Here is a 23,304-nt window from a genome sequence, read left to right as displayed (position 1 = left end):
TTACGACATTCCCAACTTTCATATAGAATTACCCTCTAATATTAGCACAATTCTGGTTTCTTATTCATTCCAACCGAGGCAGTCTGTCTCCGGTTGAAAGAAAAATATAGTCTGCTGTGAGGACCGGCTCGAGCCAAAGTACGGTCTCGAGCCTCAATTTTGAGCCGAAAATCACGTCTCAAAAGTCGTCCGTGGTGTAATTGCTAAAGCAATAACGCCACCTTCACTGCTGACTATATTTTTCTTTCAACCTCCGGCTATTTTGTACTTAACTAATACCTTGTTGAGATCACTTCTTCATAATCATAAAATAATTTATTTTTTACAAACTCTATAACAACTAATCTATTAGAGAATTATCTAAACCTCTTGAACACTCAGCCTGCAAAGTTACATGTGTGATATTAAATTTATCTTTTAATAATTTATCAACTTGATCGTAAAGACCGTCAAGTTCAGCCATATTACAGTTCCTTTTAACATTAATATGAGCATCCAACATGATATGATTTTCGTCAATCATCCATAAATGTACGTGATGAACTTTAACAATTTCAGGGATTGTCAAAATTGCAGCCTGAACAGCGTCCAAATCGATTTTTGGACTGGCCTCCATCAGGATATTAATTGTTTCCGAAACAACCGTATAGGCTTCTTTTAAAAGCCAAATGGCAATTACAATTGTTATGATTGGGTCGACCCAATTCCAATTGAACAAAATAACAAAAATTGAAGCTATAAAAACTCCGACTGAAGACAATGTGTCTGTCAGCATATGTAGAAAAGTCGCTTTAATATTTAAATTATGCTTTGAACCGCTCAATAGCATCAACATTGAAATAAAATTAGCTGCTAAGCCAATCAAAGAAACAATCATCATCAATTTACCATTGATATGTTGCGGCTGTGATAGACGCCGAAATGATTCAACAACCATCATCAGTGTTATCACGACTAGGACAATTGAATTAACGAACGCTGCTAAAATTTCCGCCCGTTTGTATCCAAAAGTCTTCTTAGTATTATTCTTGCGCTTGCCAATAACGTTAGCTGCGTATGAAATTACAATTGACAGCGAATCTTCCAAATTGTGGAATGCATCAGAGATCAATCCTAGGCTTCCAGAAAAGAAACCTCCGACAAATTCAGTAATAGTAATCAACACATTCAGCACAGTTACGTAAAAGAAACGTTTACCCGTTACTTTTTCATGATCCATAACATCGCCACCTCGTGTCTATCATACCAATCTTTTCCGAATTTTGTCGCCTCCAGATTCAAGAGATTTTCACCTGCTATGAGGACCGGTGCGAGCCAAGGTCTCGCGCCTCGCTTTTGAGCCGAAAATCACGTCTCAAAAGTCGTCCGTGGAGTAAGGACTAAAGTCCTAACTCCACCTTCATTGCGGGTAAAATCTCTTGAATTCTCCGGCTAATGTATCACTCAAGATATACAATATCTGCAATTAATTAAGTCTGACAAAAGTTACCCACGCTTAATACATGTCCAGCATTAATTCATAAGCAGATTGATTTAAAATCAACTATCAAACTCTAATTCAAAAATACCTTAGCCAGGGGTTGCACGGGATGAAGACCGCAGTGGCAGTGGTGTTAGGCCGGCGTACTTCCGGTCTTACACCACTGGACGTATTTTGAGACGCGGGCTTCGGCTCAAAATCGAGGGTCGAGACCGCACTTCGGCTCGAGCCGGTCCCACGGCAGGCTTCATCCCGTGCAACCCCTGGCGGAACCTCTTAAAGCAAAAAAAATAGAGCCTTATCCGGGTTCCATTTTTCCAACAATATATTTTTATCCTTTTATTTAGCTGTTAGCTTAGCAACAACTTTAATGGGATGAGCTACATCAATGATATCAGAGAATCTATTTGTAACATAATCTCTCATACCGTCACGGGCTTCTTTCTTAGAAACGTTGTGACAAATGCGCTTCTTAGCAATTGTTTGGCCTTCTTTGCTAAAGAAATTACAAGTAACTTCATAATCGCCATGATTACCAAAAAACAACATCATTGTGACCCCCTTCTACACAAAATAACTATCTCATTAACTTCGACCAGATATTTATACCACTTTTTCAAAGTCAGTTCAACAACATAATTTGAAATTTCTTTTTTTAAGAAAAACTAAGCATTTTTTAGTTAATTAATTCCGACTAACTAATTATGATATTATGGTCTTAACGAATTATTTGCAGGGGAGTAACATTATGAAAAGGCAAAACGGCAATAGTAGATCTCGCATGACTCGTGAAGCACTTCGTCGGAAAAGATCGCCATTTTATAAAAAAAAGTCTTTTATCATTCCACTTATTTTGGTCATCATTATAGTAATTGGTATATTTACTTTTTGGAAGATAAATAGTTCCAATAATACAAATTCTACGCGACCATCTCACAAAGTTGAAAAGGTTACATCGAAGAAATCCACTAAGAAAAAGACAACCAAAAAAGCTAAAAAGAATGAGCCTAAAAAGGTTACTAAAGATCAGCCTGCTCAAAAAGTTGAGAAGCAACCTGAACAAAAACAAACAGTTCCACAAATCAAAAATCCTGGTACCTACGATAATTTAACTTACGATACAGATTGGTATACATTCAAAATTTCAAATGAAGTTAAGTTGATCAAAGATGCTAACGGTGATGCTGCTTTGATGGTCAAATATAATTACACAAACAAAACTAACAATAATGAAGTACCTCAACAAGTTCAAAACAATGCAATTATGCTCAAGCAGGATGGCAAGCAATTATCTGCCACAACCGCTACCGGCGACAATGCAGCTATTATTAATAGTAGTAACAATGGTCAAGTTCAACCGGGTAAAAGTTTTGACGGTGCCCTCTTAGTTAAAGTTAATAGCACCACTTCCGAAGTAACAATGTACTTCAAGAATATCCAAACTAATGCTTGGCTTGATAGTACACAACCTTTGAAACTAGACTAAAATATTTTAAAAAAATAAAAAGAAGATGCGGATTTTTATTCTGCATCTTCTTTTATTGTATAGTCTCGTAATTGCACGCTGGCAATAAACAAAGCAATTACTAAAAAGACAACTGTGACATATAAAGATGCCATTGAAAACGTTGTGTGACTCATTTGAGCTACCAATTTATTAGAAAACATTGGGAACATATCACGCAATGCGTGTAATGCAATCACAATTCCCAGATTATGAGTTTTGATATAAATCGTACCAAATAGAATTCCAATAGCAGCCGCAAAAATCACCTGTGCTGAAACGTATCCGATGGGCAATGCTTTTAAATTCATCGTATGGATTAGGCCAAACATGATACTTGAGCCAATAACTGCTCCAAACGCGTTATTGTGCGTTACCTTTAGGAATAATCCAATCAATACGCCACGGAAGATATACTCTTCGGCTAAACCGACTAATAAGCAAATAATAATAACTCTAAATTTAACTTTAAAATCTGGTACAGCTAACATTGGCGAATCCAATAAGGCCACAATAATTATTGCTGGCATGGAAGTTGCCAACTGGGCGCTTACTTTATGACTGTTGAACCAGTAAATCTTTTGGCGAAAATATTTGGCATTTAACAGATAAGCTACCAAAAATACAGCTAGATCACCAACTAATTGTAAAATACTGGTGGATGATTTTTTAGTTACCAAAAGTCCGATGATAGTCATGACAAATGGAAAAATTAAACTGGCAACGATAATTTTTGTAATATTATTTTTTAATAATCTCATAATGACTCCTTTTCATATTTAAACAATACCGTTTCTTGGCACTTATGTCGATTCAAGGAGCATTCTCAATATTCCAAACCAAGGTAGCACTGTAATTCCCTGGTGGCTTCGCCTTAGTGTTGTCAACGTGAAGTATCAAGCCATGGCTCTCATCCCATGTAATTGACTGCAATGGCTGTTCTCTGTCAGTTTGGGCAATGGTCACTTTCTCGTTTAAAGAAATTGGTTGAGAATTTTGACTAACGAAAAACAAATTAGCATCTAAAACATTCTCACCATTAACAAAATTCGTCGTTTGTTTAACAGTCACTTTTACAGGCACACGATTTCGACGAGAATCACGAATTGAAACAACTGGATTAGGTGCCACGGTTTCACTAGTCCGAAATTTATACTTTTCCCGTTCAAAAGGAGTCACTGGTTGAAAATGAATTTTTTTGAACTCTGCAGCAATCCGATCATCTGTATAATGGAGCGTCAATAAATCGCCATCACTTTCATACTTGTGCTTCATATCATCGTAAAATCCTGAAAGAATCGGTTTAAACGAATAACTGTGTTCATCATTAACGCCTTTTGTCTTGGTTTCAATCTCGACTTTATGCTCGTGATTATGTTCTAAATCATCAATCGGAACTTCCAAACTTTTTTCAATAGTATTGAAACTGTGATTATTATGTTCAATCCCATCAAATTTGATTGCAACGACTTCTGTATGTTGGCTTAATGGCAGTTTCAATAACGACTTCTTCAAGTTCTTAATCCCACCATTTTTCAACGTCATCGTGTATTTAACCACATCATCATTCGTTACGTGATGCAATGTTTTATTGTCACTATTACCTTTGGGGAAACTAATATTTTCCATTCTAGTTTCTAAATGAACCGTTGGATCAATTGGTGGTAAAACATGCAAACGAGCCTCGTTAGTTTTAACCGTAAATTTTCCAGCCTCAATTATCGCATAATACCGATTATTATCATCAGACTCATTCAATATTTCAGTAGTCATAGACAACGGATTATCCCTATTACTTGCAACAATCGTATCTTTATCAGCTTTCTTACGATGCCATGTAATATCAGTCTGAGCAGTCTCATTATCTCTAGCAACTGACCTACCTGTTTCAATGTTAAAAGTCGCTCTTTGTTTAACATGACTTTTCTGATCTTCTAATCCACCACCGATTCGGATCTGCTTCGTATCTGAAACACTTGTACCATCTTCATTGACAATATAACCAGTCACGCTCAAAGTCCCCATAACACCATTCTTAGCAGTTACCAAGCCTGATGGATTCACAGTTGCTAATTCATTTTCAGTTACTGAAACAGTTTCCTTACCTTTAAATACACCCAAAGTCCATTGCAATTTACCGGTTGAATCCTGAGGCTTTGTCACATCATTAATGTACGTCCAATTATCAAATAACTTGTTGTCCTTTGTACTGTATAAATAGTTTTTATTTGGCTCAATAGTTACAGACTCAGCTTTAATTTCATTAGAAAGTACGTGAACATGGGCCATTTTTGAATAATAAGTATCATTCCTAAAAGTATTGATTGCTTGATAATAGATATCCCGAACTTTCGAATCCTTATTAGTTTGGACCTTCATACTTGCTGAATCTTTATTTAATCTTTTCCAACCTTTGCCATCAATATTTTCATACCAATCATACTTAGAGGTTCCCCACCATGAAAACAAACCAATATATCGTACAAAGTTACTGTTAATAGATACAGACTCCCCTCGTTTAATATAATAATTTGCCTCAGGCTGTGTACTAAACCCACTAGTACCCCAGAAGATTCCATGTTCAGCACTCTTAGACGGAGGATGAAATGGCTCAATACCTGGATCATCACTAGTCTGAGCACTTACTTTACTAACACTAGAAACGATTAAAAAACTAGCTGTAAGCAAGGAAATGAGCAAGTATATAAAATATTTGCTGTTTTTACGATGCTTCATAAATTAAATTCCTTTTACTATCTTGATTACTTAAAGTATATCTAATGAGATGTTTTCAACAAAGCCAATATAGCCATTTATTTGTTTATGGAAACACATTTTTGATGTTCAACATTTTTAACAAAAATTATCAAAATATTCTTGACATGAAACGCGTTCGATAAAGTATTCTTTAACCGTTGAGATACGAATTCAGTAAAAACAACACGCAGATTCTCCTTTATTGGATTCACCCTTCAAATTGTATTTCACATAATTTATTTGTTTATTAAAAGCCCATGCTGTGGGCTTTTTTGCTGCAATAAAAAAGAACAAATCCAAATGAATTTGTCCCTAATTATGATTCATATTTTTGAATTAATTAATTCCACAACATTTTTAATATCGGTAGCAGTTGTCGGAGTACCTGCAGAATCCCAAGTACAGTTCAATTTAACTTCATGGTGCTGAGTCTGAACAATCAGATACTGAATTTTTCGTGTTAAAGGCTTATTGAACGCCCCTCCACGTGCAGTTTCCGTATTCATGATAGTTTGTCCATCAACAACTACAAACGCCTTAATGGCTGAATATGGCACATCGACAGACTTTCCAGACGCCGGTGAAAAAATTGCCCGAACCTTCTTACTCCAAGTTCCGTAATCATAGTAGTGAATCCCGCGGTCATCAGCCGTCCAATAACCATAGTAATTGGAAAAATACTTCGGATAAATCAGCAGACTTTCTATGGCAAATGCCAACATACCTATGACAATCCAAAGTAGTGGATACATTGGAAATATCGCATAAGAAATAACTGCCACGATTATTCCAAAAAAGATACTGATCAGTAATGGTTCAAAATTGATTTTTCTTGCAAAACTCAATCCTTTTTCCATTTCAATCACCTTATTTTTGCTCTATGAGTACCCTAAAAATAATACATAATGACCAATATTGCCAAAAATAAAGTCTTCAAATATCCCAAATGTCTTCTTTTGGCATTGAAATATGCCGTTTCCAGAGCTGGGAGTATTCATCTGCTGCACGGCACGGTCCGAGCCAAAGTACGGTCTCGAACCTCGGTTGAAACCTTTCCAAAAACAGAAAAGTCTCCAACACGTCCGGTGGTGTAATTGCTAAAGCAATAACGCCACTTTTGCGGTCAATTAATACTCCCAGCTCTTCCAACTAATCTATTTTATAAATGATAGTAATCATGATAACTTCCGATTGTTTAAATAAACGACTGTTAAAATTACTGCACAAATGTTTACATACTATTTTCAGTTTTTAGGTAAATAATATAATCTCTCGAAGTGACCAAGCTTCGATGAATAGAAATCATAAATATCCAACAAATCCAAGAAAGCCAAAGCCGGGACTTGCCAGTGAATTGTACCCGCAATGGAGGTGGCGTTATGGCTTTAGCCATTACACCACGGGACGAGTTTGGATACTTGCCGAACTATGGCAAGGATTCAAATCGAGGGTCGAGACCGCACTCTGGCTCGGACTGGTCCCCATTGGCGAAGTGCAATTCACTGGCAAGTCCCGGCGGCATATTTCAACAACAAAAAAGCCAGCAAAATAAAATTTGCTGACTCGTAAAATATTTACTTTTTAGACTTCTTAGATTTCTTATTAGGATTTCTAGTAAACGCACGTTTAATAACTTGGAAGAAACTAAGTGAACGCACGATATGGTCCGGTTTGATATAAACTCGGATTGCTCGCAAAACTTTCTTAGGGTCTCTAGCTGAGAATGAGAAAGTACCGTTTTTCTTTGTTTCAATAGCAAATCTTGGAATCCACTTGCCACCGAAAATAATTGATACGATCACCAAATGAACTTCTGTCCAAGGAATCTGGATATAGTTATTAGCATCACGATCATCATAAAATTCGAAGCCCTTGTCTCCGACCATGATCTTACCGTAATCTGTCATTCCTAAGTGAGAAGTTGCATTCATGACCAAATCCGACTTCGTATTTAATGATTGAACCATTTAAACTAACCCCTTTATCTCTTTTATAAAAAGTATTATACGTCTTTACTAACTATCAAAAAAGAGGCGGAACTCTTTTGAGTCCACCCCATGTGAAAGTTTAAAATAATTACATAATGTGAAGTACGTGTAGGACAACACCCACAACGAACAATCCAAGAATGACAACGATTGGAGAAACTTTCTTCTTTAGTAACCACATACAGAACAATGTTAGTAGCAAAGCTGCTAAACCAGGGATCAATTGATCCAAGTTATCTTGCAATGTTGTTACTTTATGAGCAGTCAATGATAGACCTGCTTGTTGTTGAATCAAGGCTTCCTTGACTCCTTGTGCACCGGCTGGCAAATGTGCCCAGTCAATGAAAGCACCTTTGTCTAGTTTAACTGATGAAACAGTTGGTGTGAACTTAACAACAACCCAACGGTTAATCAATGAACCTAGAATAAACATACCTAAAATTGAAGCACCCTTTGTGATATCTTGTAGAATACCACCAGATAGGTCATCTGTAATCTTTGAACCGGCTTTGTAACCAAGTTCTTGTGTGTACCACATGAAGGCCATACGAATGGCATTCCATGCTACGAAGTAAATGATAGGTCCCAAAATGTTACCTGTCATAGCAAGTGAAGCAGCTAAGGCACCAATAATTGGCTTAACAGTGAACCAGAACACAGGATCACCAATACCAGCTAAAGGACCCATCATACCAACTTTAACACCTTGAATTGTTACATCATCAATAGGTGCACCATTAGCACGTTCTTCTTCCAAAGCCATAGTAACACCAAGGATAGGTGAAGCTAAGTATGGGTGACAGTTGAAGAATTCCATGTGACGCTTCAAAGCAGCGGCACGATCTTCTTTTGTCGTATATAATTTTTTAAGTACTGGAATTAATGAATAAGTCCAGCCACCATTTTGCATACGTTCGTAATTCCATGAACCTTGAAGGAATGTTGAACGCCACCAAACGGAAATTCTATCTTTTTTTGAAATCTTTACTTGATCTGCCATGTTTGTGTGTTCCTCCCTCTTAGTAGTTATCTATTATGTCGCCGACTGCATCACCAGTGTTAGAGTTTCCTCCACCACCGTTGCCGCCATTACCACCTGATTTAGATAATTTCAAGTAGATAAGCGCCATAGAAATACCGATAGCACCAAGACCGATAAGTGTTAATTGTGTAACTGTAGCAAGTACGAAACCAATTGCGAAGAATGGCCATACTTCTCTTGTAGCCATCATGTTGATAACCATTGCATAACCAACGGCAACAACCATACCACCACCGATAGATAAACCATCTGATAACCATGTAGGCATGGCGTTCAACATTTCTCTAACGGGACCAGCACCAACAGCTAAGATCAATGCAGCAGGAATAGCGATACGAACACCTTGCATTGCAATAGCGATATATTGCCACATTTCAATCTTTCTAAAACTACCTTCTTCGGCAGCTCTATCCATGATGTGAACAATACCAGTTGCTAATGTACGTGCCAAAATTGTTAGTAGTAGTCCGGCAACAGCCAAAGGAACAGCAATAGCAATAGCTGAACCAACGCCGGCCTTACCTTTACCACCAAGAACAAGAATAATAGCTGAAGCAACAGCTGCCAAAGCAGCATCAGGTGCTACGGCAGCACCGATATTAGCCCAACCTAAGGCGATCATTTGTAATGAACCACCTAAGATAAGACAAGGTAATAATTGACCTGTAACTAAGCCGATTAAAGTACAAGCGATAACTGGTTGGTGAAAATGGAATTCATCCAAGATACCTTCCATACCAGCTAAGAAAGATACTATAATGACTAAAATCACTTGAATAGCATTCAATTGCATGATTATAATCCTCCGTGTTATTTCTTACATATATGTATGAATAAAATTATTTTTCTTTGTTCAATTCATCTTGAGCTTTTTTCATGATGTTATCGAGATTATCTGCTGAGTCTGTAGGAACTTTACGAACATCAAACTTGATGCCTTCTTTTTCCATAGCCTTATAAGTATCGATATCATTTTGATCAAAAGCCAAAACTTTGTTTGGTTGAACTTTACCAACTGAATGAGCCATTGAACCAACATTAATTGTCTTCAATGGAACTCCCCCATCAATTGCCTTCTTAACATCTTGTGGTGTTTCGAAAAGCAATAGAGCACGTTCAGCACCAAAGTGCTTGTCGTCTTTTGCAATCTTGATCATTTGCTTGATTGGGACAACGTGAGCATGAACACCAACTGGTGCAGCTTGCATAATCAATTGCTTACGCAAATCATCCTTAGCAACGTTATCTGAAACAACAATGATACGAGTAGGATTTGTTGTCTTACTCCATGCAGTAGCAACTTGACCATGCAATAGACGTGAATCAACACGAGCCAATACATATTTCATTGGTCCTGGTTGACCACCTGTAGGTTCTTGTTTTGGTGCAGCAGCCTTAGGAGCTTCCTTTGGTTGTAGTGATTCTGGACGAACCTTAACACCATCTTTTGCTGTTTCAATAATGTGAGCAGCAATTTCATGTGCTGAGTTCATTGATAGACGTGAAGCATATGCCTCAATCAACATAGGCAAGTTAAGGCCAGCAACGATAGCCCACTTATCCTTATGTGCCTCGAACAAACCATTTACTTGGTTGAATGGTGTTCCACCCCATAAATCAACAAGGAACAATACTTGTTCTTGATCTTCTAGAGAAGAAACAGCTTCTTCCAATTTTGCTTTAAGGTCATCAGGACCCATGCTAGGTTGTAATGTAACGGATTGAACGTCTTTTTGTTCACCGAAAATCATTGAACCTGACATCTTGATGCCATCAGCAAAGTCACCATGGCTTGCAATAACAATTCCAACCATGTTTAATCCTCCTTTATTTTTATGTCATTAAAGCGCTTACTTTGACCACCCATTTCAGGTCAATTCTGACAATAAAAATAGAATAATTTCTAAATAAACCGCTTTAATAGAGCTCACCCTTCATGTGAACCCTTACATAATATCATTTTTTCAGAAAAAAAACAGCTTTTTTAACAAAAAGAACCAAATAAAAACAAAACTAAACTTTTAAGATAAATTAAATAATTCATTTTTCAATTTTCTGGTTCCTCTATAGTGGCTTTCATATCAGGATGTTTAAAAAATAGGTATTATTTAGTCAAAGAGATCTGGACTGATTACGCCCTAATTATTGCTACTTTGTGATGGTTGAAAGTTCTCACTGCTTTTCATTATTTTCAATCAAAAGCCGGTCTAGTCCCCATCATATCAGCATTTTCAATTTAATTAAAAAAGATAAGATATTTTATCTTGATTTATTTCACATGTTACATATATGTAACAGCTTGTTACTTATGTTTGTATTGGTTTTAGTTTGAGAAATATACTGTCGAACTTATCTGAATTTGCTGAAACTGGTAGTTACCAATTTGTATAGCCCATTTTTAGTTAAAATATTTTTTTAAGAATTTATTAAGACAGAAAAAAGGCTGTTAAATTTGAGACATTGCTCCGATTTAACAGCCTTATATACTACTCTAAATTATAAATTCTTTACGTTTTATCAATTTTTCCTGTTGAAGCTATTATACTTAAAACTTCCACTTGGATTCCTCAACTATAAAAAAAAGATTCTCATTAGTGAGAATCTTCCATACTAATTATTTAGCTAGTGGTTTCATTTCAATCATCTTACCAGTCAAACCAACTTGAACTCCGATAGCAATCTTATCTTTACGACTAGGATCAACTAATTGGAACTTGTTTTGTTTAACGATACGCTTGTTTGTACTCTTAAAGCCTGCAGGCAACTCTTCATTTGAACCCTTAATCAACATAACGATGATTGAGAATCCAGAATCATGAACCTTGATTGGTGCATAGTGCAAAGTTGAACTGTAGAATTCAACAACTGTACCAGCTGGGACGAAGAATGTTTGACCATCGTCAGCAGGACTGTATGAGCCTTTAGTATCAAGTGTTGAACGTTGGCCCAAAACCATGATGACATCAGTCAACATAATATTAGTTTCGCTACCTTGGTGATATTCGATAGCTGAAAAATTAGTTGATTGACCAGTACATTCGCCAGCTTCGATTGGCATGTTGGCGTAGATATCCTTACCCATCTCTTGGATAACTGGAATTGCTTCAAGACCTTTGTTAGTTGGTGTGTAGAAGTTAGCTGGACTAGAAATCTTAACGTTCTTATCCATATAATCAGTTACTTCACTGATATCGTAGTTTGTATAAACTTTACCGTACTTTTTAAAGTCTGGATCATCAATTGAGAGGATCTTATATTCTGGATTTAATTTTTGAAATTCTTCTAATGAACTCATGCTGTTCCCCCATGTTTACTATTGTTTATTTCAAACATAATCTAACAGTTGTAAACGTTTTAGTCAATAGTTATTATGGAGGCTTTAGCTAGATTGTTACGGGCACGAATGCCTTTATACTAGGATTAGCAGGACATTTATACCCTCAAATTATCCAGTATAATTATTTTATTCAGCAAACAAAAATAAGGCGCACCGGAAAAACTTCCAGTACGCCTTATCTATATTATATTTAACTCATGATGTTAGTTAATAATCTATTTTAAATATTCGTCCTATAATACTTATTAACTAGTCGGAAGAGCTGGGAAATATTTGTGTGCCGTGGTAGTGGTATAAGTCCGGGAGGAATCTCCCGGACTTATATCACCGGACGTGTTTGGAGACTTGACGAACTTTGTCAAGGCTTCAAACCGAGACCCGAGACCGCATGGCTCGGGACGTTCCGCACAGCTTGAGAATATTTTCCAGCTCTGTAGACGGCATATTTGACTAGCACCATATATTTTTAATTAACTTATGAAGGGTGATATAAGCAACCTTACTTAGTAGTTACTTTAACGACTTCGGTATCCAACTTAGCATCCCTATCCAAAACATTGTATTTCATATAGGAAACACTTGGCATATTGGTAATAATAACCATCATGTCAGTCTTCTTACCAGCTTGTTCGATTTTATCCAAATCAACTTGAGCTAATTGGTCACCATGTTTAACTTCCTGGCCTTCTTTAACCTTGAGGTCAAATGGTTCACCTTTTAATTGAACGGTATCAATACCCATGTGTACCAAAACTTCCAAGCCATTAGCAGTCTTAATACCTAAAGCATGTTTGGTTGGGAAAATTGTTGAAATAGTTCCATCAACAGGTGCGGTAATCTTGCCATCTGTTGGCACAACTGCATATCCGTCACCTAACATTTTTTGAGCAAAGGTTGGATCAGATACTTTTTCGATATCTTCAACCAATCCATTTGCAATACTATAGAAGGTATCTGTTTCGCCAGACTTAACATCACTGACTGGTTCAGCCTTCTTTGGTTGTTCTGCAGGCACATCAGAAGCTGTTATAGCAACGTTTCCATCGTAAAGTTTCTTCAAAGCATCAGCTACAAATTGGACTTCTGTTCCGACAACGATGTGAATATTAACTTTATCCAAAACATTAACGCCGGCAACACCAGCACTCATGATTTGAGATTTATTGATTTTACCAGTATCTTTCAATTGCAAACGCAAACGAGTTGTACAATTATCGATCACACTAATATTATCGTGACCACCAATTCCGGCATAAACTTTCTTAGCCATAACCATATACTTGTCATCAGTCTTAGATGTTGAAACTTCTTCAACTGGTGCCGCATTTGCAACAACTGGTTCACGGCCAGGTGTCATTAAATTGAATTTCTTAATGGCAAAGTCGAAACCAAAGTAATAAATAACTGCCATTACTAAGCCTTGAACTAACAACATGTAAGGTTTATTAGCAATTGGCATATGGAAACTCAAAATATAATCAACTAATCCTGCACTAAATGTGAATCCAGCTGTCCAGTGCATGAATGCCGCAAAAGCCATCGACAATCCAGTGAAAATTGCGTGGATAACATAAAGTGGCCAGGCAACGAACATAAATGAGAATTCCAACGGTTCAGTAACTCCGGTAAAGAATGAAGCAAAGGCACCAGCCATCATTAAACCGGCAGTAGTCTTCTTGTGTTCAGGCAAAGCATTTTTGTAAATTGCCAAGGCTCCAGCAGGAAGTCCAAACATCATAACAGGGAAATAACCAGCTAAGTACATTCCAGTTACGCCTTTAGTACCCTTGTTAGCCCAGAAATTACCAATATCGTTGATACCAGCAATATTGAACTCAAAGACTTGGTTCAAAGCTTGATGCAATCCAGTTGGAATCAAAAGACGGTTGAAGAATCCGAAGAGTCCAGCACCGACCCAACCTAGATTTACGATAAATTTACCAAAAGTAATTAAAGCTCCGTATAATACGGGCCAGATAAATAACAAAATAACTGAAACTAGTAGCATTGCGAGTGTCGCCATAATTGGTACGAGTCGTTTACCACTAAAGAACGATAAAGCCATTGGCAGTTTGGTCTCATGGAAACGGTCGAATAAAGCAGCCGCAATTAAGCCAGCAACGATACCAATAAAAACATTTCCGGCAATTGCGTTAAAGGCAGGATCAACTTGCCCCACTTTGATACCTTTTAACAATGCCACTTGATTAGGCGCTAAAACATAAGTTGGTACGATATATGCTACAACACCAGCCATAGCAGCCGCTCCATCTTTCACCTTTGTCATCCCAATTGACAAGCCCACGGCGAATAATAAAGCTAACTGACTGAGGATAGCACTTCCTCCGACTTGCAAGAACTGTGAAAAGCCCCAGTTCTGCGGTAGCCAGTGTCCAATACCCTCTAATAACGCAGCGGCTGGTAAAACAGCAACTGGCAATTGAAGAGATCGGCCCATTCTTTGAAGATAGGTTTTCATTTTCCTATTTTCCTCCCCAAAATTAAAATATTTTTCTAACGAACCCAATCATACTGGTATACATTACACATGGCAATGGTTTTGTTATAATTTATGTGTTATGTAAGGCAGTTAAACTTTTTCAGTGGTCAATTGGACTAGATGAATTCAAGATTGGTATATTCCATATAGCTATATTCATTAGAAAAAACTAATCATTTTTCTAATATTGACATAATGTATATAGCCTGATATATTTATATCTACACAGAACTTAAGGAGTGAAATTTTAACTGAAAACGAAGCTTATATATTTCTTACATCGAATTAGACATTAGACGGTAGCACATTACTTAAATTAGCAATGCGCTTTTTTTGAACCTAAAAAAATCTAAGGTTGGTATTATTCCACCAAGTTATTAAACTTCTGGAGTAATACAATAATCGGAGGTTTCGAGAGAAAGAAGTCAGCACAGGACGTATTTTGAGACGTGATTTTCGGCTCAAAATCGAGGGTCGAGACCGCTCTTTGGCTCGAGCCGGTCCACACAGCAGACTTCTCTCCCTCGAAACCGGAGACGAATGAGGAGATATCAATTGAAACCTAAACCCTATCAGATAGGATTTAAGAATTTAAAAGAAACATATAAAACAAACGACTTTAAAGAAGGACTTTCTACTAAAGAAGCTCAAAAACGTTTGAGTGAAAATGGTCCTAACAAACTAGAAGCTCATAAGACACCAAAATGGAAAATCTTTTTCCGCCAATTCAACAATATGGTTATCTACGTCTTAATCGCTGCCACATTGATCACATTATTGATGGGTCACTATTCTGACTCAATCATTATTTTCTTAGTGGTTATCATCAACGCCATCATTGGTTACTATCAAGAATCAAACGCTTCTGATGCGCTTGATAAAATTAAACAGATGCTCTCGATTGAGGCAACCGTCTATCGTGATGGTAAACGTACAGACATCCCTGCCGAAGATTTAGTTGTTGGTGATACAGTCTTCTTAGAAGCTGGGGACAACGTGCCTGCCGACTTGAGAATTGTTGACTCCGACAACTTACGTATCCAAGAGTCAGCTTTGACCGGTGAATCCAACTCAGTTGCTAAAATTGCAGACGCTTTGGAAAACGATGTACCTTTAGCTGAACAAAAGAATATGGCTTTCGCATCAACTGCTGTAACGAATGGTAGTGGTAGCGGATTGGTCGTTGCAACTGCTAAAGATACTGAAATTGGTAAGATTTCTGACGAAGTTAGCTCTGTTAAACAACGTAAAACACCACTAATGCAGATTATCGATAGCTTAGGAACTAACGTTTCCTACTTTATCGTGGCCGCATCGGTCGTTATCTTCATTATTGGTTTAATCTTTGATACTTATTCATTACCAGTGCTTTCCCTAGCCGTCGTTGCAATGATGGTTGGTGCTATCCCTGAAGGTATGCCCGCAACAACTTCGGTTATTTTGGCCAAAGGTGTTAGTGATATGGCTAAACGTCAGCACACAATTGTTAAAACTCTACCCGCTGTTGAAACTTTGGGTTCAGTTGACGTTGTGGCGACCGATAAAACCGGTACATTAACTAAGAATGAAATGACTGTTACCGATATTTTGATTGACGATCAAGAGTATCAAGTTACCGGAACTGGTTATGAACCAACTGGTGAAATCGTTCAAAATGGTCAACCAGTCGAAATATCTAGACGTTTAAAACTATTTTTAGAAGCTGGTTATCAAGCAAATGACACTACCCTTGTCCACGAAAATAATCAGTGGGCAATCAACGGTGAACCAACTGATGGGGCTTTCTTAACCCTTTATCACAAGGTTTTCCCATATGGTCAAAAGAATCCTTATCAAGAAATCGACATCTTACCGTTCGATTCGGACTACCGTTATATCGGTAAAATTGTTGAAGATTCTGACAAGAAACGTCTCCTCTTTGTTAAAGGTTCACCTGATAAATTATTGGAGATGGCTCAAAAACAAGATGCCAATTTTAATTACGATTATTGGTTGCAAAAAGTTTTACAGTTCTCTGCCGAAGGCAAACGTGTTATCGCTGTTGGTTACGAAGAAGCTCCTAGTGATGCTGACGAAGTAACTCACGAAATGATTGTCGATGGTCTGAACTTCTTAGGTTTAGTTGCCATCATTGACCCTCCTCGTGAAGAAGTTATCGAATCACTGAAAGTCATGCGTGGCGCCGGTGTTGAAGTTAAAATGATTACTGGCGATAACGCGGTTACTGCCAAATCTATTGGTGAAAAATTAGGCTTAGCTGATGAAATTCATGCTATTACTGGTCCTGAGTGGGATAAACTTTCTGACACTGAACGCATCGAAGCTGCCGATAAGAACCAAGTTTTCGCCCGTACTACACCAAGTAACAAGCTAGAAATTATCAAGGCTTTACAAGAAAACAACAAAGTTACTGCCATGACTGGTGACGGTGTCAATGATGCCCCTGCCTTGAAACGTGCCGATATTGGTGTTGCCATGGGTATCAAGGGTACTGATGTTGCGAAAGATTCCGCGGACATGATTCTGACAGACGACAACTTTGCAACAATGTCATCTGCCATTCGTGAAGGTCGGAGAATTTTCGATAATATCAAGAAGAGTATTCTCTACTTATTGCCAATCTCGTTCTCTGAAGGTCTAATCGTTGCATATGCGATTTTGACTAAACAAGAAATTCCGCTTCAACCGACTCAATTGCTCTGGATCAACATGGTTTCTGCCATTACGATTCAATTCGCGTTGATTTTCGAACCAGCCGAAGATGGCATCATGAATCGGGCTCCTCGAAAGACTGGTAGTAAACTGATGAATCGCCACGATGTTTTCCAAATGACTTATGTGGCAATTCTAATTGCGGCCGTCAGTTTGATTATCGACATCTACTTAAATAATCAAGGTGTCGGTGAAGTTATCTCTAGTACAACCATGGTCAATACTTTGATCATTGGTAAGATTTTCTACTTATTCAATATCAGAACTCCTAAGTTAGCCCTTTCCAAAGAACTATTCTCCAATCCAAAGGCTTTCGTATTCGTTGGCTTGATGATTCTGTTACAGTTATTCCTAACATATGTTCCATTTATGCAAGGAATTTTCTCAACTGGCTCAATTGGTTGGACAGAATGGGGTATGGCGATTGCCGCTGGTGCTATCGTGCTGGTCGTTACTGAAATTGATAAATTGATTCGTCTAAAACTTAAACGATAATCAAGCCGAGTTTGAGACGTAACTGTTATATTCATTAAACGTGCAACAAAACATAGTTTTTTCCGCTTAAAACAAATAGGGACTGTAATCCAAAATCGGATTACAGTCCCTATTTGCCTTAATGCTCTAAAGTTGAACATGTTTTGTCCCACTCTCGTTTTTTCATTTTTCAGAGACTAACGGATAATCATTATCTAAGACATATCCAAAACCACGAACTGTTTTAATACAGTCAGTTGACTTAGACTTCTCTGCTAATTTGTCACGTAAATGACTGATGTGAATGTCAATTGTTCTACTGGATCCGGCTGAATCATAGCCCCAGACGCCCTCCAACAGTTGATCCCGACTGAGGACTTTGCCTCGGTGCTGGACTAAATACCAGAACAAACTGAACTCCTTGGGTGTCAGTCCTAAATCATAGCCATTATGGGTTACGCGATAATGTTTAAAATCAATTACGATATCATTGAATTTAACAGTATCATTTTTAAATTCTTTGTGTGCGTTCTTAGGTACATCTTTAGTGATAGAAAACCGGTCATAAACCCAGAATAACTGTTTAACTTTTGCGACTAGTTCTGGATATTCGAAAGGTTTCGTGATGAAGCTGTCAATGTTGATGTTATAAAATAATGATCTTCGCTTTTTCTCTTTAGCCGGTGCCAAGACAATTATGGGGCCGGATATTTTGCTACGGACGTTCTTGAGAATCTTTAACGACTGCTGTAAATCAGTAGTCGAAAAGTCCCATAACAAGCCGGCGATATCTTCTTTTTCAACTAATTTCTCGACTTCATTTGGATCAGTGATATTACGAATGAACCAACCTTGATTATTAAAATAACCATTGATTTCAATAAAGAGTGGTAGCTTATTGCTGAGCAATACTAGCGGTTGCATGTACACTACTTCCTTCCTGTCATTTAATATTGCAAGGGCTGATACTATTACAATATTAAAATTCAAGGCATCCTTGCTTATAGATTTCTTGAAATAAAACTAACTACAGCCACATCACAATTTGATTATAGCAATGTAAATTAGGTGGGTCATTTATATTGACTAAATCACCTATTGTCTTTGAATATATACAAATACAAATCTTATAATAATTGGCTGCCCCTTGATTCCCCTGCGTTTCTCAGTCTACAAACCAAATGTATATTTTTTTCACAACTTTACAAAAACTTTACATTAAATAAACATTATTTATACACGACCCCGCTATCTTTATAAGTGTTCAGTAAATGATTTTATTAATTCGAATTTGAATAGGGGTTTTAGAAATGAAAAAGAAAACTATTATTTCATTAGTGCTAGGTTTTGCCGCATTGATGTTGGTTCTAACTGGCTGTGGAAATAACAGTAGCAAGAGCACTACTTCATCAAAGAGTTCAAGTAGTGAAGCTTCAGGAAAAATTACTGCCGTTGGTTCAACTGCTTTACAACCACTAGTTGAAAAAGCAGCCGCTAACTTCCAAAAGAAGAACAGCAAGGTTAACATTACTGTTCAAGGTGGCGGTTCAGGTACAGGTTTGAGCCAAGTCCAAGACAAATCAGTTACAATTGGTAACTCAGATATTTTTGCTGAAGAAAAGCAAGGTATTGATTCAAAGAAATTAGTTGACCACAAGGTTGCCGTTGTTGGTATGGCACCAGTTGTTAACAAAGACGCTAACGTTAAGAACCTTACAATGGATCAAGTAAAACAAATCTTTACAGGTAAGATTACAAACTGGAAAGAAGTTGGCGGCAAGGATGAAAAGATCACTGTCGTAAACCGTGCTAAAGGTAGTGGTACTCGTGCAACTTTCGAAGCTGCCGTTCTTAAAGGTGAAGAAGCCGTTAAATCTCAAGAACAAGACTCAAATGGTACTGTTCAAAAGATTGTTGAAAGTACACCAGGTGCTGTAAGTTACCTAGCATTCTCATACATTAATGACAAGATTCAACCAATCTCAATTGATAACGTAAAACCAACTGACGAAAATGTTGAATCAGACAAGTGGAAGATCTGGTCATATGAACACATGTACACTAACGGTAAACCCGACAGTGCTACAACTAAGTTCCTAGACTACATGAACTCAAAAGATGTTCAAGACTCATTAGTTAAAGACATGGGTTACATCAGTATCCACAATATGAAGGTTCAAAAAGATTCTAAAGGAACAGTTAGTTCAAAATAATCAATTATAAGAAGAACTTCAACCTTGCCTAATCTTGGTCGAGGTTCTTTTTTTTAATATACAGGAAGGTGATTCCCGATGGATGATATTCAAAAAAAACTACAAGCGAAATCCAAAGCCACTTTTCAAGACTACTTTGGCAAGGGAATTTGTTATTTTTGTATAGGTTTAATCATTTTACTAGTTACTTGTATCCTCTACTTTATCGCTTCTAAAGGATTAGCAACTTTTACTAAAGATCACGTTAGAGTACTCGATTTTCTAACTAAATCTAACTGGAACCCTGGTGCAACTGATGCCCAAGGACATCCCGACGTTGGTGCCTTGCCAATGATCGTAACTTCCTTCAGTGTTACCCTTTTAGCCGCTCTGTTAGCCACTCCTTTTGCCTTAGGTGTCGCTATCTTCATGGCTGAATTCTCAAGTAAAAACGGTAGTAAAATTTTACAACCCGTAATTGAGTTACTAGTTGGTATTCCTTCAGTTGTTTATGGATTTATCGGATTATCCGTTATCGTACCTTTCATTAGAGGTATCTTTGGCGGTACAGGATTCGGTATTCTTTCAGGTACATTAGTCCTCTTCGTAATGATTCTACCTACAATTACTTCACTGTCAGTTGATAGTTTGAAGTCAGTACCTCTCTATTATCGTCAAGCATCATTAGCACTTGGTGCCACGAGATGGCAAACTATTTACAAAGTTATCTTGCGCGCCGCAGTCCCAGGTATTCTAACCGCCATTATCTTTGGTATGGCTCGAGCTTTCGGCGAGGCTTTGGCTGTTCAAATGGTTATTGGTAACGCTGCTTTGATGCCTAAAAACTTAATTTCTCCCGCATCAACTTTGACAAGTAAATTAACTACCGATATTGGTAACACAGTCATGGGTACTCTACCTAACAATGCCCTCTGGTCATTGGCCTTGATTCTATTATTGATGTCTCTAGTACTCAATATGCTTGTTAAATTCATTGGAAAGCGAGGTCGTTTCTAGATGAATGCAAAAAAATGGGACCGTGTTGCTTCAGGTGTTATTTACACGTTAGTAGCAGCGGTCATCTTAATATTGGTAGCGATTCTAGGTTACATTCTTTTTAACGGAGTGCCGGATATTTCTTGGCATTTCCTAACTTCTCCCGCTCAGTCATTCAGTGCCGGTGGCGGGATCCGTGATCAACTATTCAATTCCCTTTATTTACTAGTCTTAACAATTATTGTTTCATTGCCAATTGGTCTAGGTGCCGGAATTTACTTATCTGAATATGCATCCAACAATTGGTTTACCGACTTAATCAGAACCAGTGTCGAAGTTTTAAGTTCATTACCTTCAGTGGTTGTCGGTTTGTTCGGTTACTTACTATTTGTTATTAAATTAAATCTCGGTTTCTCAATTCTTTCTGGTGCCATTGCTTTGACATTCTTCAATCTTCCTCTATTAACAAGAAATATTGAAGAATCACTTCGCAGCGTACCTGATTTGCAAAGAGAAGCTGGAATGTCACTTGGCCTTTCGAATTGGAAGACTACTACAAAAATCATCTTACCAGCTGCTCTACCTGGTATCTTGACTGGTTTAATCCTCAGTGCCGGAAGAATTTTCGGTGAAGCTGCTGCTTTAATCTACACAGCTGGTCAAAGTGCTCCAACAGTTGATTACACTAACTGGAATATTTTCTCAGCTACTAGTTTCTTGAATCCAATGCGTCCCGCTGAAACACTAGCCGTACACATTTGGAAAGTTAATACTGAGAGTGTTACTCCCGATGCCAACTTAATTTCAAGTGCATCATCTGCCGTCTTGATCATCGTTATTTTGATTTTCAACCTAGGAGCACGTTTCTTGGGTAATAAATTGTACAAAAAAATTACTGCAACGAAATGAGGTCCTAGCTTTTGAAAGAATATAACTTAAATGAATCGTATATAACTGATATCCCGGAAAAGAGGGCACTCTCAACCAAAGATTTACAAGTCTACTATGGTGACAACCACGCCATTTTCGACGCCAATATGGATTTTCCACGTTACAAAATCACCGCTCTGATTGGAGCCTCTGGTTGTGGTAAATCAACATTTCTTCGTTGCTTAAATCGAATGAACGATAAAGTTGCCCGCGTGGACGGCAATATCATGTATCGAAATGTGGACATCAATAGTAAAAAAATCAACGTTTATGAAGTCCGTCAGCACATTGGAATGGTTTTTCAAAGACCAAATCCATTTGCTAAATCAATTCGTGAAAATATCACCTTTCCATTAAAGAATGTTGGTATTAAAGGAAAAGATGAACTGGAAGAACGTTTGGAACAAAGTTTACGTGGCGCTGCCTTGTGGGATGAAGTCAAAGATGACTTGAATAAAAGTGCTCTAGCATTATCAGGTGGTCAACAACAACGACTATGCATTGCCAGATCAATCGCTATGCATCCCGATATCTTGTTGCTCGACGAACCTGCCAGTGCGCTCGATCCAATCTCAACATCGAAAATTGAAGAAACATTGCAAGAATTGAAGAAAGACTATTCAATCATTATCGTGACACATAATCTACAACAAGCATCACGTATCAGTGACTACACAGCGTTCTTACACTTAGGTCACATTATTGAATACAATTCGACAGTTAATGTTTTCACCAATCCAAAGATGCAAGCAACAGACGATTACGTTTCCGGAAACTTCGGATAGCAAAAAGAGTGTGACAAAACATGGTCAGCTTTCGAGCATTAAGGCAAATAGAGCAGTAATCCGATTTTGGATTACTGCTCTATTTGTTTTAAGCGGAAAAAGCTATGTTTTGTTGCACGTTTATGCTACATATTTAAGACAAAGATAGTTATGTCACACTCTTTTGTCCTGATTCAATATATTCGGTCACTTAATAAACAACCTAACCTCGTAAAACTAGTTCATATTTATTCTGATCATCCGTCTTCTTAATAATATAGTGGCGGAAAATCACATGCTTCAAATCTGCTAAATCTTTCTTCTTCTGGCTCATAAATGCACGATGAATCTTGTGATTAAACAATGTGATTATCGCCATCCAGCCATGAGTAACAGCAATTGACCAGTCATTAGCGCTACCGACAACTTGCTCCATATGAATTTCATAACACAGATCAAACGCAGCCCCAGCAACCTCGAAGTCTGGTTCATCGTCACTTGTTGCTTTTTTCAAACCTTCAATACTCTCAATTAACATAGACAAACCCCTCATTTACAAATAAAAAAAGACAAGTCATCTTTTTGACCCGTCTCTTATTTTACTTGTTTATCAAATAATCTAAAGGCT

At 37.6% G+C, this 23,304-nt stretch carries 19 protein-coding genes; 6 read left to right on the top strand and 13 right to left on the bottom strand.

Features of this window, described 5'->3' with window-relative positions:
- Window positions 1–340 precede the first annotated feature (340 nt).
- Both AAA923_RS10295 and AAA923_RS10290 read right to left on the bottom strand, forming a co-directional pair.
- A complete protein-coding gene (locus AAA923_RS10295; RefSeq protein ID WP_338216885.1) occupies window positions 341–1,219 on the bottom strand; it encodes a cation diffusion facilitator family transporter in 879 nt (292 codons plus the stop codon).
- A 600-nt stretch (window positions 1,220–1,819) separates the two neighbouring features.
- A complete protein-coding gene (locus tag AAA923_RS10290; RefSeq protein WP_223876480.1) occupies window positions 1,820–2,032 on the bottom strand; it encodes a hypothetical protein in 213 nt (70 codons plus the stop codon).
- Window positions 2,033–2,228: 196 nt separating this feature from the next.
- Here AAA923_RS10290 and AAA923_RS10285 point away from each other — a divergent pair, with 196 nt between their 5' ends.
- Complete coding sequence (locus tag AAA923_RS10285) at window positions 2,229–2,966, top strand: DUF5067 domain-containing protein (RefSeq protein ID WP_338216882.1); 738 nt, start codon at window positions 2,229–2,231, stop codon at window positions 2,964–2,966.
- A gap of 35 nt (window positions 2,967–3,001) precedes the next feature.
- Here AAA923_RS10285 and AAA923_RS10280 read toward each other — a convergent pair whose 3' ends face one another.
- From AAA923_RS10280 to nagE, 9 genes are all read right to left on the bottom strand, one after another.
- Window positions 3,002–3,745, bottom strand: coding sequence for a CPBP family intramembrane glutamic endopeptidase (locus AAA923_RS10280; protein WP_338216881.1), 744 nt, complete (start codon window positions 3,743–3,745; stop codon window positions 3,002–3,004).
- A gap of 52 nt (window positions 3,746–3,797) precedes the next feature.
- Window positions 3,798–5,720 carry a hypothetical protein gene (locus tag AAA923_RS10275; protein ID WP_338216879.1) on the bottom strand — a complete coding sequence of 641 codons (1,923 nt, stop codon included), beginning with the start codon at window positions 5,718–5,720 and terminating at the stop codon, window positions 3,798–3,800.
- A 344-nt stretch (window positions 5,721–6,064) separates the two neighbouring features.
- Window positions 6,065–6,598 (bottom strand): hypothetical protein, encoded by a 534-nt coding sequence (locus tag AAA923_RS10270; protein WP_338216878.1) that lies wholly within the window; start codon window positions 6,596–6,598, stop codon window positions 6,065–6,067.
- Between the two features lie 717 nt (window positions 6,599–7,315).
- The gene (locus AAA923_RS10265) at window positions 7,316–7,708 is read right to left on the bottom strand and encodes a DUF956 family protein (RefSeq protein ID WP_338216876.1); all 393 of its coding nucleotides are present in this window, start codon (window positions 7,706–7,708) and stop codon (window positions 7,316–7,318) included.
- Window positions 7,709–7,817: 109 nt separating this feature from the next.
- Entirely contained in the window at window positions 7,818–8,729 is a 912-nt protein-coding gene (locus tag AAA923_RS10260) for a PTS system mannose/fructose/sorbose family transporter subunit IID (protein WP_338216874.1), read from the bottom strand.
- Between the two features lie 19 nt (window positions 8,730–8,748).
- Window positions 8,749–9,564: a PTS mannose/fructose/sorbose transporter subunit IIC gene (locus tag AAA923_RS10255; protein WP_338216872.1), complete on the bottom strand. Its 816-nt coding sequence runs from the start codon at window positions 9,562–9,564 to the stop codon at window positions 8,749–8,751.
- 46 nt (window positions 9,565–9,610) lie between these two features.
- Window positions 9,611–10,585, bottom strand: coding sequence for a PTS sugar transporter subunit IIB (locus AAA923_RS10250; protein WP_338216870.1), 975 nt, complete (start codon window positions 10,583–10,585; stop codon window positions 9,611–9,613).
- A gap of 800 nt (window positions 10,586–11,385) precedes the next feature.
- A complete protein-coding gene (locus tag AAA923_RS10245) occupies window positions 11,386–12,066 on the bottom strand; it encodes a DUF4867 family protein (RefSeq protein WP_041498842.1) in 681 nt (226 codons plus the stop codon).
- 541 nt (window positions 12,067–12,607) lie between these two features.
- A complete protein-coding gene (nagE, locus tag AAA923_RS10240; protein WP_338216867.1) occupies window positions 12,608–14,587 on the bottom strand; it encodes an N-acetylglucosamine-specific PTS transporter subunit IIBC in 1,980 nt (659 codons plus the stop codon).
- Window positions 14,588–15,163: 576 nt separating this feature from the next.
- On the opposite strand from nagE, the gene AAA923_RS10235 reads away from it, so the two are divergent.
- Window positions 15,164–17,815, top strand: a complete 2,652-nt coding sequence (locus AAA923_RS10235) for an HAD-IC family P-type ATPase (RefSeq protein ID WP_435890175.1) — start codon at window positions 15,164–15,166, stop codon at window positions 17,813–17,815.
- A 162-nt stretch (window positions 17,816–17,977) separates the two neighbouring features.
- On the opposite strand, the gene AAA923_RS10230 is transcribed toward AAA923_RS10235, so the two are convergent.
- Window positions 17,978–18,718: a winged helix-turn-helix domain-containing protein gene (locus tag AAA923_RS10230; protein ID WP_338216864.1), complete on the bottom strand. Its 741-nt coding sequence runs from the start codon at window positions 18,716–18,718 to the stop codon at window positions 17,978–17,980.
- Between the two features lie 386 nt (window positions 18,719–19,104).
- On the opposite strand from AAA923_RS10230, the gene AAA923_RS10225 reads away from it, so the two are divergent.
- The 4 genes from AAA923_RS10225 to pstB all read left to right on the top strand — a co-directional run bounded on the left by AAA923_RS10225 (window position 19,105) and on the right by pstB (window position 22,697).
- On the top strand, window positions 19,105–20,007 hold the full coding sequence (locus AAA923_RS10225) for a phosphate ABC transporter substrate-binding protein PstS family protein (RefSeq protein ID WP_338216863.1): 903 nt from the start codon (window positions 19,105–19,107) through the stop codon (window positions 20,005–20,007).
- A 78-nt stretch (window positions 20,008–20,085) separates the two neighbouring features.
- Window positions 20,086–21,003: a phosphate ABC transporter permease subunit PstC gene (gene pstC, locus AAA923_RS10220; protein ID WP_338216861.1), complete on the top strand. Its 918-nt coding sequence runs from the start codon at window positions 20,086–20,088 to the stop codon at window positions 21,001–21,003.
- Complete coding sequence (gene pstA, locus AAA923_RS10215) at window positions 21,004–21,891, top strand: phosphate ABC transporter permease PstA (RefSeq protein WP_338216860.1); 888 nt, start codon at window positions 21,004–21,006, stop codon at window positions 21,889–21,891. It begins immediately after the preceding gene.
- Window positions 21,892–21,902: 11 nt separating this feature from the next.
- Window positions 21,903–22,697, top strand: coding sequence for a phosphate ABC transporter ATP-binding protein PstB (gene pstB, locus AAA923_RS10210; protein WP_338216858.1), 795 nt, complete (start codon window positions 21,903–21,905; stop codon window positions 22,695–22,697).
- 202 nt (window positions 22,698–22,899) lie between these two features.
- On the opposite strand, the gene AAA923_RS10205 is transcribed toward pstB, so the two are convergent.
- Window positions 22,900–23,214, bottom strand: a complete 315-nt coding sequence (locus AAA923_RS10205) for a hypothetical protein (protein WP_338216856.1) — start codon at window positions 23,212–23,214, stop codon at window positions 22,900–22,902.
- Between the last annotated feature and the right edge of the window lie 90 nt (window positions 23,215–23,304).

Origin of the sequence: Companilactobacillus muriivasis (assembly GCF_036246245.1) — a bacterium.
Taxonomy (GTDB): Bacteria; Bacillota; Bacilli; order Lactobacillales; family Lactobacillaceae; genus Companilactobacillus; species Companilactobacillus muriivasis.
This window is presented reverse-complemented; position numbering and strand designations above follow the sequence as displayed.

Bases quoted from the DNA above. Each gene is read 5' to 3' on its own strand.
- AAA923_RS10295 (WP_338216885.1), bottom strand. From the start codon at position 1,219: ATGGATCATGAAAAAGTAACGGGTAAACGTTTCTTTTACGTAACTGTG.
- AAA923_RS10290 (WP_223876480.1), bottom strand. From the start codon at position 2,032: ATGATGTTGTTTTTTGGTAATCATGGCGATTATGAAGTTACTTGTAAT.
- AAA923_RS10285 (WP_338216882.1), top strand. From the start codon at position 2,229: ATGAAAAGGCAAAACGGCAATAGTAGATCTCGCATGACTCGTGAAGCA.
- AAA923_RS10280 (WP_338216881.1), bottom strand. From the start codon at position 3,745: ATGAGATTATTAAAAAATAATATTACAAAAATTATCGTTGCCAGTTTA.
- AAA923_RS10275 (WP_338216879.1), bottom strand. From the start codon at position 5,720: ATGAAGCATCGTAAAAACAGCAAATATTTTATATACTTGCTCATTTCC.
- AAA923_RS10270 (WP_338216878.1), bottom strand. From the start codon at position 6,598: ATGGAAAAAGGATTGAGTTTTGCAAGAAAAATCAATTTTGAACCATTA.
- AAA923_RS10265 (WP_338216876.1), bottom strand. From the start codon at position 7,708: ATGGTTCAATCATTAAATACGAAGTCGGATTTGGTCATGAATGCAACT.
- AAA923_RS10260 (WP_338216874.1), bottom strand. From the start codon at position 8,729: ATGGCAGATCAAGTAAAGATTTCAAAAAAAGATAGAATTTCCGTTTGG.
- AAA923_RS10255 (WP_338216872.1), bottom strand. From the start codon at position 9,564: ATGCAATTGAATGCTATTCAAGTGATTTTAGTCATTATAGTATCTTTC.
- AAA923_RS10250 (WP_338216870.1), bottom strand. From the start codon at position 10,585: ATGGTTGGAATTGTTATTGCAAGCCATGGTGACTTTGCTGATGGCATC.
- AAA923_RS10245 (WP_041498842.1), bottom strand. From the start codon at position 12,066: ATGAGTTCATTAGAAGAATTTCAAAAATTAAATCCAGAATATAAGATC.
- nagE (WP_338216867.1), bottom strand. From the start codon at position 14,587: ATGAAAACCTATCTTCAAAGAATGGGCCGATCTCTTCAATTGCCAGTT.
- AAA923_RS10230 (WP_338216864.1), bottom strand. From the start codon at position 18,718: ATGCAACCGCTAGTATTGCTCAGCAATAAGCTACCACTCTTTATTGAA.
- AAA923_RS10225 (WP_338216863.1), top strand. From the start codon at position 19,105: ATGAAAAAGAAAACTATTATTTCATTAGTGCTAGGTTTTGCCGCATTG.
- pstC (WP_338216861.1), top strand. From the start codon at position 20,086: ATGGATGATATTCAAAAAAAACTACAAGCGAAATCCAAAGCCACTTTT.
- pstA (WP_338216860.1), top strand. From the start codon at position 21,004: ATGAATGCAAAAAAATGGGACCGTGTTGCTTCAGGTGTTATTTACACG.
- AAA923_RS10205 (WP_338216856.1), bottom strand. From the start codon at position 23,214: ATGTTAATTGAGAGTATTGAAGGTTTGAAAAAAGCAACAAGTGACGAT.